Source organism: Pseudoalteromonas byunsanensis (assembly GCF_001854475.1).
Taxonomy (GTDB): domain Bacteria; phylum Pseudomonadota; class Gammaproteobacteria; order Enterobacterales; family Alteromonadaceae; genus Pseudoalteromonas; species Pseudoalteromonas byunsanensis.
In genome coordinates this window covers 324,277-336,335 of the sequence record NZ_MNAN01000028.1, presented here as the reverse complement: position 1 = coordinate 336,335, position 12,059 = coordinate 324,277, and the positions used below count along the sequence as shown (strand labels likewise).

11 protein-coding genes are annotated in these 12,059 nt (G+C 42.8%); 3 read left to right on the top strand and 8 right to left on the bottom strand.

Annotated features, from left to right (window positions below; all coding sequences use genetic code 11):
* Positions 1-1,315: 1,315 nt before the first annotated feature.
* A complete protein-coding gene (locus BIW53_RS09175; protein WP_070991533.1) occupies positions 1,316-3,577 on the top strand; it encodes an Lcl domain-containing protein in 2,262 nt (753 codons plus the stop codon).
* Positions 3,578-3,716: 139 nt separating this feature from the next.
* On the opposite strand, the gene BIW53_RS09170 is transcribed toward BIW53_RS09175, so the two are convergent.
* The 7 genes from BIW53_RS09170 to BIW53_RS09145 form a co-directional block, all read right to left on the bottom strand.
* A complete protein-coding gene (locus BIW53_RS09170; protein WP_070991532.1) occupies positions 3,717-4,043 on the bottom strand; it encodes a YbaB/EbfC family nucleoid-associated protein in 327 nt (108 codons plus the stop codon).
* A gap of 57 nt (positions 4,044-4,100) precedes the next feature.
* Positions 4,101-6,347 (bottom strand): DNA polymerase III subunit gamma/tau, encoded by a 2,247-nt coding sequence (dnaX, locus tag BIW53_RS09165; protein WP_070991531.1) that lies wholly within the window; start codon positions 6,345-6,347, stop codon positions 4,101-4,103.
* A gap of 1 nt (position 6,348) precedes the next feature.
* Positions 6,349-6,894 carry an adenine phosphoribosyltransferase gene (gene apt, locus BIW53_RS09160; RefSeq protein ID WP_070991530.1) on the bottom strand — a complete coding sequence of 182 codons (546 nt, stop codon included), beginning with the start codon at positions 6,892-6,894 and terminating at the stop codon, positions 6,349-6,351.
* A gap of 159 nt (positions 6,895-7,053) precedes the next feature.
* Positions 7,054-7,176: a hypothetical protein gene (locus tag BIW53_RS21205; RefSeq protein WP_275423248.1), complete on the bottom strand. Its 123-nt coding sequence runs from the start codon at positions 7,174-7,176 to the stop codon at positions 7,054-7,056.
* A gap of 75 nt (positions 7,177-7,251) precedes the next feature.
* A complete protein-coding gene (locus BIW53_RS09155) occupies positions 7,252-7,992 on the bottom strand; it encodes an HvfC family RiPP maturation protein (protein WP_070991529.1) in 741 nt (246 codons plus the stop codon).
* Positions 7,992-8,834 (bottom strand): HvfB family MNIO-type RiPP peptide maturase, encoded by an 843-nt coding sequence (locus tag BIW53_RS09150; RefSeq protein ID WP_070991528.1) that lies wholly within the window; start codon positions 8,832-8,834, stop codon positions 7,992-7,994. Before BIW53_RS09150 ends, BIW53_RS09155 begins: the two co-directional genes overlap by 1 nt.
* Positions 8,835-8,897: 63 nt before the next feature.
* On the bottom strand, positions 8,898-9,485 hold the full coding sequence (locus BIW53_RS09145; RefSeq protein WP_070991527.1) for an HvfA family oxazolone/thioamide-modified RiPP metallophore: 588 nt from the start codon (positions 9,483-9,485) through the stop codon (positions 8,898-8,900).
* Positions 9,486-9,640: 155 nt separating this feature from the next.
* On the opposite strand from BIW53_RS09145, the gene BIW53_RS09140 reads away from it, so the two are divergent.
* Together BIW53_RS09140 and BIW53_RS09135 are read left to right on the top strand one after the other, a co-directional pair.
* A complete protein-coding gene (locus BIW53_RS09140) occupies positions 9,641-10,633 on the top strand; it encodes a tRNA-dihydrouridine synthase (protein WP_070991526.1) in 993 nt (330 codons plus the stop codon).
* A 29-nt stretch (positions 10,634-10,662) separates the two neighbouring features.
* A complete protein-coding gene (locus BIW53_RS09135; protein WP_070991525.1) occupies positions 10,663-11,022 on the top strand; it encodes a conjugal transfer protein TraR in 360 nt (119 codons plus the stop codon).
* Here BIW53_RS09135 and BIW53_RS09130 read toward each other — a convergent pair.
* On the bottom strand, positions 11,019-12,017 hold the full coding sequence (locus BIW53_RS09130) for a hypothetical protein (RefSeq protein WP_139158814.1): 999 nt from the start codon (positions 12,015-12,017) through the stop codon (positions 11,019-11,021). The genes BIW53_RS09135 and BIW53_RS09130 overlap by 4 nt on opposite strands.
* Between the last annotated feature and the right edge of the window lie 42 nt (positions 12,018-12,059).

The following is a 12,059-nucleotide window of genomic DNA, read 5'->3' as shown; positions in this document are numbered from 1 at the left end:
ACGTCAAATAAATTCAGAACAGCTAACTTCACATTCACCCAAAGCCCCGCACCTTTCGCCATCCTGACGAAGGTCAGGATCTGGTTTCTATAAACAACACTTAAACGGCAAAGATCCTGAAACAAGCTCAGGGTAACGAATAGGTTTAGGGTGACGAGTAGATTCAGGACGGCGAATAGGTTCTGGACGTCAAATAGGTTCAGAGCAGGTTTAGAGTAACGCTAACTTCACATTCACCCAAAGCCCCRCACCTTTCGTCATCCTGACGAAGGTCAGGATCTGGTTTCTATAAACAACACTTAAACGGCAAAGACCCTGAAACAAGTTCAGGGTGACGAGTAGGTTTAGGGTGACGAATAGGTTCAGGATAACGAGTAGGTTCAAGATGACGAATAGGTTCTGAACGTCAAATAGATTCAGAACAGGTTCAGGGCAACGCTAACTTCACATTCACCCAAAGCCCCGCACCTTTCGTCATCCTGACGAAGGTCAGGATCTGGTTTCTATAAACAACACTTAAACGGCAAAGACCCTGAAACAAGTTCAGGGTGACGAGTAGGTTCAGGACGGCGAATAGGTTCTGGACGTCAAATAGGTTCAGAGCAGGTTTAGAGTAACGCTAACTTCACATTCACCCAAAGCCTCGCACCTTTCGTCATCCTGACGAAGGTCAGGATCTGGTTTTTATAAGCAACACTTAAACGGCAAAGACCCTGAAACAAGTTCAGGGTGACGAATAGGTTTAGGGTGACGAGTAGATTCAGGACGGCGAGTAGGTTGTGGACGTCAAATAGGTTCAGAGCAGGTTTAGAGTAACGCTAATTTCACACACCGCTACAATCTCTTTTTATTATGACCTTTTAGGAAATAAACAACTGAGAAATCAGACAATATTTTGGTGGGTAATGATCATAAAGAGCCCTTTTTGTGACCACTTGTAATTGCATGTAATCCCATATTGCCAACTTTTACTTACTTTCCAGACTATACCTTTACTTCGACGCTTAGTTAAAACATAAATTTGAATTTGTAATTATGCACTGTTCATGGTTCTGGTTGTTGTCAGTGCTAAAACAATGAAGTGCTCCTTTGTTTCAACTTTGCATTTTCTGGCTCTTCCAACTTATGGATTCTAAGTTTGAGCAGGCATCACGATTCATACTTCGTCTGGCGACGAGCAGATAAGTGTACAAGCCAAATGGAATTGACTATCTTGTTCTAATTTCAATTCATGTGGTTAGAATTGATTTGTTTAAACTGCCAATCAATTTTGAGCATTACTGGTTGAGTAATATACACAATAAAGGAATTACTCATGGTTAAGCTTTCGAAAAATAGCTGTGCCCATTTCACAATCCCGCTCATTGTTATGCTTTTAAGTTTTAATAATAATGCCAGCGAACAACCCAACACTGATAACGCAAATTTATCTCGATACCATCTATCTAGCTCAGCTCTCGGTGCCGGAGGTGTAACACCAACTGTACCTACCAACCCAGTGCAACAAGAAGATGTAATTGATAAAGTGACAAACTGCAATGGCGCTTTAGACACAAATATAGATAGCACTATAAACTCTTTGCCCAACTGTCGTGGCACAAATCGCTTCAAATCAAAAAAGGTTACAGTCAGTAGTTCAACAACCGAAAATGGCCAAGTTACCCCACACACACTCACTTTCCTTACCGGCCAACAAGCTAGTTTTACTATTACCGCAAATGCCGGTTATGAAATCGCCTCTATCAAAGGGTGCAAAGGTAAGTTACTAGGTAACACTTTTCGAACTAGCCCTAAATTAAAGCGAAACTGTGATCTCAAGGTATCATTTTCCCAAAGAAATACAGTTGCTACCTCTGATAGCGTTGGTAGCCAGCGTACACTAGTCGCATTGGTTAACTTTCCAGACAACAATGAAAAAACCATTACCCTTGACCACCTCAAAAGACTGATAAGAGACAATCCTAATTCCCTTAATCACTTTTTGATTGATAATTCCAACGGTAAGTCGTGGATTGACGCCGAATTTTTAGATTGGACAACCCTTGAGAAACAATCAAACTATTACTTTGGCCCTAACTCAACTTACACAAGAGCATACACTGAGTTTCAAAATGACGTTGTGTCAAGTCTCGCTGCTAAACGTGATTTAACCAACATAGATCGCCTTATCATCGTCGCTAAAGACAGCTATAAGGGTAGCCCCGGCTGTTATGCATATCAAAGTAAAATGAGTCGAGGTAATCATTACGAATATTCAGGGTATCTGATGGTATTAAGCGGTTATGATATGGGCTGTAACAAGCCTGGGCGGATAGCACACGAGTATGGGCATACTCTAGGTTTTGCTCACTCACTCAGTTATCGCTGCACTAGTCAGCCTTCAAGTCTGATTGATAAAAATAACTCTCAATACTGTGAAGGTAATGGCGGTGCATATTCGCATTACCATGACACGATGGGATCAGATTATCAGTACCCTTTGTATTCGAGTGTATGGAGAGCGATGGCCGGCTGGTTTGACGAGGAGCAAGTTAAAACCGTAACACAAGATGGTACGTATACTTTAAGGCAATCTAGTATGCCATCTGAGGGCGTCAAGCTCTTGCAAATTCCAATTGGCTTTGACGGCCGAGGTAAGCCTCTTCACTACTTCATTGAACTAAGATCGGCCGCTGGTAACTATGATAAGGTACAATTTCAAGCGCGAAGAATAGACTATGATGTCATCGTTAGAAACAATGATATTTCAACACAAAATAAAGTAACCAATGATTTAGTCGATTACTACTGGTTCTCATCGGTAATAAACCAGCACAAACCATTTGTTGATAAGTACCGAGGTGTGTCTTTTTCAGTGCTGTCAGTAACAGGTGAAGGCGAAAACCTGTCGGCCGATATAAAAATATCAGTACCAAAGCTGGCGTTAGCCCCATCCAGAGTGACTGAATTTAAGGGCAGCTCTGAGCTAAGAAAATCAATTGCTGTACGTAACATATCCAACGAAAATGTTGCGATTAGTGATGTAGAAGTCAGTGGCAGAAACGCCACTGCATTTAGCGTTGAGCTAAATGGGTGTGGATCTTCTGTTTTGTCACCCAATGAAGCTTGCGATATTGTCGTCAAAAGAGATAAAAATGAAGCAAGCTACGGCAGCTTGATTATTAATGCATCAGAGGATGAAGCACAAGCTGTAGAATTGTTCGCCGCCAATATTCAACAAAGTGACCCTTACGACCCCAATGCGGTGCTCGAATGGCAAGCAATTAGCAAAGAACAAGCACCTAAACTTAATTGGTCAGATGCTAAAGCGCACTGTAATTCAATCCAAGATTATGGCCATACTGATTGGCGACTTCCTCATATTGAAGAGCTTAGAGATGCAATACAACGCACACAACCGCCTCTGTTTGTTTTAGAACTCTCATCAGGCAGCATTCAATTCCTATTTTGGGCACTAACAGGGCCAGCACATAATCCATTAAATGCCTACGTCGTCTATGGTAATGGTACTAGTCATTGGATGAATTCCAGTAAAGACGATAAGTATCACGTGGTATGTGCAAGAACGGTAGACTAAGGCCGCCCTCTTCCCAAAACATATGACCATATAAAACAAAAAAGCTCAGGAAATTTAATAACTGAGCTTTTTTATAGTGCTAATTCTATACCTGCCTAACAGAGGAAAAACAGACCAGCTCGATATGCAAAACGTCTAATTAGAACGGCATTTTGAAGCCAGGTGGTAGTTGCATACCGCCTGTGATCTCTGACATTTTCTTTTCAGACTCTTCCGCTACGCGGCGCACTGCATCGTTACATGCTGCTGCGAGTAGGTCTTCAATCATGTCTTTGTCGTCTTCCATCAAGCTTTCGTCAATTTCTACACGACGTACGTTGTGGCTACCTAGCATAGTTACTTTAACTAATCCTGCGCCAGCTTCGCCTGTTACTTCTAAGTTTTTAATGTCTTCTTGGGCTTTTTGCATGCGCTCTTGCATTTGCTGCGCTTGCTTCATCATGTTACCCATTCCACCTTTAAACATAATATGCTCTCTTACATCAATTCAATTGGGCTAAAAGATAAGGGCTATTGTACTTGATTACAATGCCTGAACGGTATTTTCATCTACCGTTGCGTCAAATTCTTCTACAAACTGTACCACGTTTGTATCTTGGTTAATTACATCCAGCGCTTGCTGATAACGATCTGCATCAATTTTTTGCTGGATTAAATACGGTGAGTCTATTACCCCCGGTGCAAAGCTAATTTCTAACTGTACTTCGTAGCTGTATATGTCGCACAAAGATGCTGTTAATTTTTGCCTAAGCATAGGGCTGTCTAAATGCTGTTGGCTTTGGTCAACTTCGAGCTTAAATATATGCCCGTCTTTAGTAAAAATTGAATGCAATGCAAATTGGCGCATTCGACCGCCCAGTCCCATGCGTTTGATTAAGTGCGCCCATTCGTCTTGCTGGTGGGCAAACTTAATATCGCTAATTGGGCTGCTAAAATCGTCCGGCACGGGAATACTCGGTGCTTGTGGCTCCTGTTCTTTGCTAGGCGATGGCGGCGCTATTTGCTGTAATAGTTCAGGCGCTAGCTTGCTCTCATCGGTTTTATGTCGCGTTTTAAAGTCAGCTTTCTTTTTTATGGGTGTCGGCGTTTGGCTTATCGGCGCTGACTGCGCCTGGGGCTTTTTTGCTTCATCCTCCGAAGCTCGCACCAACTTACCCGCACCGGAGATATTCCGGTTTTGTAAAATACGTGCAATCGCAGATTGCGCTTGCTGCTCTTTATCAGCAAGGTTCTGCGTCGCAGCTTCTCCCTGCTGCACCTCGGTAGAAGGTGAATGGGCTTGTTCAGTTAATTGATGCTCAGGAGCGGCTGTAAAGCCTTGTTCACTTGCTTGCGCCATCACCTGTTCATACTGTTGTGAAAATTCTTGCTGCTGGGCCTCGTCGATATCATCAAACTCTGCTTGCTGAACAGTCTCAGTCGACTCAACAGGATGTGCCTGGTCTTGCTCAGCTACTTTGGCTACTTGCTCTGTGACAGACTCTTGTGTCACTGGTTGTTCAGCCACGGCTTGTTGAGAAGCATTTTTTGCGTCCTCAGTGGCAGGATTGGGCTGCGTAGACTTAATCACCGGCGTGCTTGCCGTGGTATTGTTCGACTTATTAAGTAGCGCCCGCAAACCCCCGACTTTACTGTTTGACTCTTCTGTTGGTTGCGCAGATGTTGCTGGTGAGGTTGTTTGTAAATTGGTTTTCTCAAATGCCAACAAACGTAGCATCAACATCTCGAACCCCAATTTTTGCTCCGGAGCCCACTGCAAGTCACGTTTACCATTAAGTAGCAACTGATAGTACAACTGAACTTTTTCGGGTCCGATCTGCTGCGCAAGGAGCGCAACATCTTCGGGGTCAAAGTCACTTAAACGTGCCGCCTGTGGCACAAGCTGAGCGAGTTGCATTGCATGTGTCAGTGCTATCAAATCATCTAACACACTGACAAAATTGCCATTTTGTATTGCGATATTGTTCACAGCTTGAAGGAGTGTTTCGGCTTCCTGACACGCGATTGCAGTCAATAAAGTAACTGCATGCGCGCTATCCATCAAGCCCAGCATTTGCTGCACAGCCACAAGCGTAAGATCACCATTTGTCTGTGCAATCGCTTGGTCAGTCAAGCTCAAGGCATCACGCATGCTACCATCTGCTGCTTTTGCTAGCGCTTGAAGCGCTTGATGCTCAAACTTCACTTGCTCTTTGGGCAAAATATCGCTCAGTTGCGTAATGATCTCTTGTTGCGACATCGCATTGAGATTGAACTGCAAGCAGCGTGACAAAATTGTCACGGGTAATTTTTGCGGATCTGTTGTTGCTAGCAAAAACTTAACGTGCTGTGGTGGCTCTTCAAGGGTTTTCAATAAGGCGTTAAAACTGTGTTTAGAAAGCATGTGCACCTCATCTATCAGGTACACTTTGTAACGACCACGAGTGGGTGCATACTGCACGTTGTCTAAAATTTCTCTGGTGTCTTCTACTTTTGTACGTGAAGCCGCATCAATTTCGATTAAATCAATAAATTTGCCAGCTTCAATGTCCAGACAGCTACTACATTGACCGCAAGGGTTAGAGGTAATCCCCTGATCGCAATTAAGACTTTTCGCAAAAATGCGGGCGATGGTAGTTTTACCAACGCCCCGAGTTCCGGTAAATAAGTAAGCGTGGTGCAACCTTTGTTCATTTAACGCATTAACCAATGCCTGCTTAACATGTTGCTGTCCCACCAACTGGTGGAATGTTTGCGGACGCCACTTTCTTGCCAGAACCTGATAGCTCATATTATTCGCCTTCGAACTCTACGAGTTTAAGTACTTTAATGCCCATATCCACCACGCGCTTTTCACCACCAAGCTCTGGTAACGAAACAACGAATGCTGCGTCAGTGGCATTACCGCCTAAACGTGAAACTAATTTAGCGGTTGCTTCTATTGTGCCACCCGTAGCCAACAAGTCATCTACTAATAGCACCTTGTCTCCTTCTACAATTGCATCAGCGTGCAACTCTAGAATGTCCTCGCCATATTCTAACTGGTAAGACTGAGAAATTACTTCTCTTGGTAACTTACCTGGCTTACGTACCGGAATGAAAGGAATACCTAAGGCATATGATAATGGCGCACCGAAGATAAAACCTCGAGACTCAGTACCAATTATTTTTGTAAAACCTTGGTCTTTATAAGCCGCTACAAAACTATCTACGGTTGCTTGAAACGCTGCTGGATTTGCCATAAGCGTTGTTACGTCACGAAACATAATACCCGGTTTAGGGTAATTAGGAATAGTAACAATACTGTCTTTGATCATAGACGAATTAACTTGTGTCATTTTGGCACGCTTTGTTAAATAAATTTTCAAAACATTGATTATAACAAGATTGACCAAACATGGAACGCTATGCAAAGGGAATCTGAAGGAAACTGCTTAGAACGTTGTATAAATGTACAAAAAAGGCTGCAAATGCAGCCTGTTCAATTCTTATCTCGCTTAAACAGCAAGTGCTGTTGCCCAGCCAAGAATTGCATTTAAACATCCGATGCCTGCAAAAACAGCAAGAAATGCAATGAAATATGTTGCATTGAACGGATCTTTAAATTCACCTTTAGACATAATACTACCTTATTTTTAGCACGACAAAACGGCGCACATAATAGTCGATATGCCCTTAGGGTTAAAGTATTAATGTTAGTTTTTGGTGGCTATAATCCCCAGCTCAGTGAAGGCAGACAACGTTTGCTGCGCTCCCGCATAGAGTTGCTCAAAACTAAATTGTGGTAGCTGTTGATGCACCTGCTCGATTAGCTCTCTGAGCATAACTCCCGGATTTTGCTCAATCGCTTGCAATAACATTGCTGTCATTGCGTTAGACGATAAGAAGGCGACATCCTCTTGTTCATCTCGATAAATCACAAAATAGTGTGGCTGCTCACTTGGCTGCTGTGGTTGAAAATCTTCACTTATTTGATGTACAGGATACTGATAACTCAGGTTTCTGGCGGTATCTTTAAAGTACAATGGTTGCTGCTCGATATCATAGATGGCGAAATAATCATCGCTACTTTGACAAACAGCCACATCTAATTCCGACCATTCATAGTGAGCCAGTTCCAACATAAACCCAGAGTCCGTTGCTTGAGACTCATACTCAAACTGCAAGAAATATAAAAACTCCTGACTGATTTCTAAAAAGTAAGGTGACTTACAATCATGCTCAACAAAAAACTGCCTGACCAGTGTTTGCCAAGCGGATTCTTCGTATAGACTTTTTAGAACTGGGAATGCTGATGAAACAAAGCCTTCGATATTATTAAAAAATAGCTCAGTGTAAACTTCGAGCCGACGACTTTCGATATTACTTGGAGCGGCTTCTTTTTCAGGGTTTCGAATATGCGCCATAAAGGCGTTTTGCACATCAATGAACGACATCAAGCTACTCCTTTAATGTGTTCGAGAAACGGCTTTTGAATAGCCTGAATATGCTTAAGTTCAGATTGCAGCTCAGACATGCTAGGAATATTAAAATCTCTTTCTAGCAAAGTGGGAAAGACACCGTGCAAGCGATACGCCTGTTCAAGCAGTTGCCACACTGGGTCACAAACAGCAGCACCGTGAGTGTCTATCAGTAAATCAGCGGCTTCTTCATAGTGGCCTGCAACGTGTCCATAGGCGATTCTTTCACGAGGCATTGCTTGCAAAAATTCCAATGCGTCATAGCCATGATTGATACTGTTAACATAAATATTGTTTACATCTAGTAATAAATCACAATCAGCCTTTTCTAACACGGCTAATGTAAACTCTAATTCTGACATTTCTTGGCCTGGAGCCGCATAATATGACACATTTTCTACAGCGATGCGCCTTTGTAAAATATCCTGAACCTGTCTTATCCTTTGAGCAACATGATCGACGGCTTGCTCCGTAAAAGGGATAGGCATTAAATCATACATATGCCCTGTTCCAGAACAGTAACTCAAGTGTTCGCTATACAGCAAAATATTATGTTCATCAAAGAACTGCTTTAATTGTTTTACAAATTCAACATCTAAAGGAGCGGGTGATCCCAACGATAAAGACAGCCCATGGCAAATGAACTTATGGCTTTGAGTCAATTGCTTAAACTGACGAGCGAACTTGCCACCCATCTTGAGCCAGTTTTCAGGCGCTACTTCAAAAAACTGCGCTTGCTTGGGTGCTTCAATCACTAAGTCATCAAGCATTTCTCTGCGCAAGCCAAGTCCTACCGCACCTAGTTCACTAATTTGCATTCTCTACCTCTACATAAAGACAGAGCAACCTAAGTTGCTCTGCATTTTGTAATTAATCAGTGATTAGCGTGAACCGCATTTGCCTTCGCCACACTTACCTTCTTTTTTGCCTTTGTGCTCGCCACCACATTTGCCTTCGCCGCACTTACCTTCTTTTTTGCCTTTGTGCTCGCCACCACATTTACCTTCGCCGCACTTACCTTCTTTTTTGCCTTTGTGCTCACCACCACATTTGCCTTCGCCGCACTTACCTTCTTTTTTGCCTTTGTGCTCGCCACCACATTTGCCTTCGCCGCACTTACCTTCTTTTTTGCCTTTGTGCTCGCCACCGCATTTGCCTTCGCCGCACTTACCTTCTTTTTTGCCTTTGTGCTCACCGCCACATTTGCCTTCGCCGCACTTACCTTCTTTTTTGCCTTTGTGTTCTTCGCCGCATTTGCCTTCGCCGCACTTACCTTCTTTTTTGCCTTTGTGTTCTTCGCCACATTTGCCTTCGCCACACTTACCTTCAGTGCCATCTAGCTGATAACCAGCTGTCATGGTTTCAAAAGCGAATGGATTTGCTTGCGCGTCTGTCGCAGTTAAGCCAGCTGTACCAACAACAACAGCACCGAGTGTTAAAGCTATAGAGTTTTTCTTTATTGTGTTCATGACGATTTCTCTTTTTAGGAATAAACGATTCTTTGTACAAGACCACTGATGAACTAGAAATATTTCATCAAAAAGCTAAAAAAAGCAAATTTACGCTTAGCAATTCTTTGTGCCTCGTTTAAAATGGCCGCCTTTTTAGCCAAGCACTGAGTAGTATGAAACTAATATTAGCCCCAATGGAAGGCGTGGTAGACTTTAAAATGCGCCAATTACTTACAGATATTGGCGGCTTTGATCTGTGCGTTACAGAGTTTATCCGAGTCGTTGATTTAACTCTCCCACGGCGTGTTTTTACTCGATACTGCCCTGAATTACTCAATCAAGGTAAAACTCGCTCCGGCACCCCTGTAAGAATACAATTACTTGGACAAGTTCCCCATGTGTTAGCTGCGAATGCTCGAAAAGCCGTGATGCTTGGCTCACACGGTGTCGACCTTAACTTTGGATGTCCAGCAAAAACGGTGAATAAAAGTAAAGGTGGTGCAGTTTTGCTCAAAGAACCAGAGCAAATCTACCAAATTATTAAGGCTGTTAGAGAAGCGGTGCCATCTGAACATGTCGTTAGTGCTAAAATTCGTCTTGGCTTTGACGATGACAGTAATAGTTCTGAAATCGTCGATGCAGTACAAAGTGCAGGTGCTTCAAGTCTCGCCATTCATGCAAGAACCAAAAGAGATGGTTATAAACCACCGGCGTATTGGGAAAAGATCCCCCCTCTGCTATCCAGATTATCTATTCCCGTGGTTGCAAATGGCGAGATTTGGCAAGTAGAAGACGCATTGCTATGCCAACAAAGGAGTGGTTGTGATGACTTAATGCTTGGACGAGGGGCATTGGCTATGCCTGACCTAGCGGCAAAAATCAAAGCCAAAGTACACAACCGTCCTCACCAAACATTAAGCTGGGAAAATATTATTTACCACATTTTGCACTCGTCTATGCATCAGGACCCCAGTGTAAGCGAAAAATACTTTTCTTCGAGAACCAAGCAATGGCTAGGCTATTTAAAACGTCAGTACAGTGAAGCTCACGGTCTTTTTGATGAAATTAAAACACTCAAACATAAAGATGATGTGGTTTTAGTGCTTGAGAAATATGCAAAGTGTCCGTCACTTGATTCAAATCATATTAGTTCTTTAGAAAGCTGATGATAATAGACGCTCACAGGAGGGCGACTATGAATTCAGACAAAACAAGACACTTTCAAGAGCAGTTACAAAGCGAATTAACCTCGGTAAGACACGCTTTGCTCGACGAGTTGAAACAATCTAGCCAAAAGTTTGCTAGCGAACTTGCTGAGTTATTGGAGCAAAGCTCGCCTGCGGAATGGCTAGATATTGCAGCAACCCAACTCAATCCCCAACAGTATCCAAACTTCCAAAGATTGGTAAAGCTTGAAGCGGCGCTGTGTCAAATTGATATAGGCCAATTTGGTTACTGTTGTGATTGCGAAACACAGCTTAATACCAGTGATTTAATGGCCGATCCGACCATTCAACGGTGTAATAGCTGCAACCAAAAAGCCCATACTGATTAAAGAATAGATAAAAAGACCAAAACGCTGGCAGGATGTAGCGCGACATTTTCAACGAAATTAGATGCTTGCTCATCAGTCAGCTCTAATCTCGTTTGTAGCGTTACCATAGCTTGCTTATACGACCAGCCTTGGTAGTGTATACCTATGTCTATTTCCATTAACGTCAACAGCATACGTTGCCTTTGTGGCGCTAACTTTAGTTGACATTGCGCAACTGTGGCGGGCACATTAACGTAACCATCTAGCCAACTAAGACCTTCCACAGGCTCACAGTGCTGCGTTAAAATTTTAAGTGCTAAGGGGCCACGTATATCAAACGAGTCGACCACGGCGGGTTTAGCATTATCTTGAGAAAGGGCATATTGCACTTGGTTGAGCAATACATTCGGTGCAACAGGTTCACCATAGTAAAAATTTAACTTACTTTGATACCACTCTTTACCGTTTGGTAATTGATACAATCCTATACCACTTCTGGGCTTATAATCTCTAAGATACTCCATCAGCACATTGCCGACTGGCTGATTTGACAAATAACCTTTCAGTTTATCCAGCTCTATGCGTGACAAGTAAAGATTACTCTCCTTAGCAGCTTCCAACCTTTTCACCACACCTGATATCCAACTAGCCAAAGCCTTATCATTGACACTCTGATTAAGAGCATTATCAAGCACGTTTACATGTGCAGGCCATGGGAAATATCGCGCTGGGTAGCGTTGTTGAATCTTTAGATAGTCCAGTTCATCACGCTGCAACTTGGTTAGAGCACTCTCATCTATGTGCTGATAAATCTCGTGCCTTTTGTGTAAATAGCTTTCAGAAAATGGAAAAGTCGGATTTTGTTCAATTGGCAGCGTTTGTACAAGTAGGTTGTTTAACAACTGAACCTCTTGCTTTGCAGCGTGGTAATCGAGCACAGAAGTGTTTTTCTCACAGCCCGCTAGGTGTATTGCAATGACTGCACTTATCAGCAGTCGCAGTATATTACAAATCATATTTGGCATAGCATTTAAGGTAATTTGGGTAATAAAAAAGCC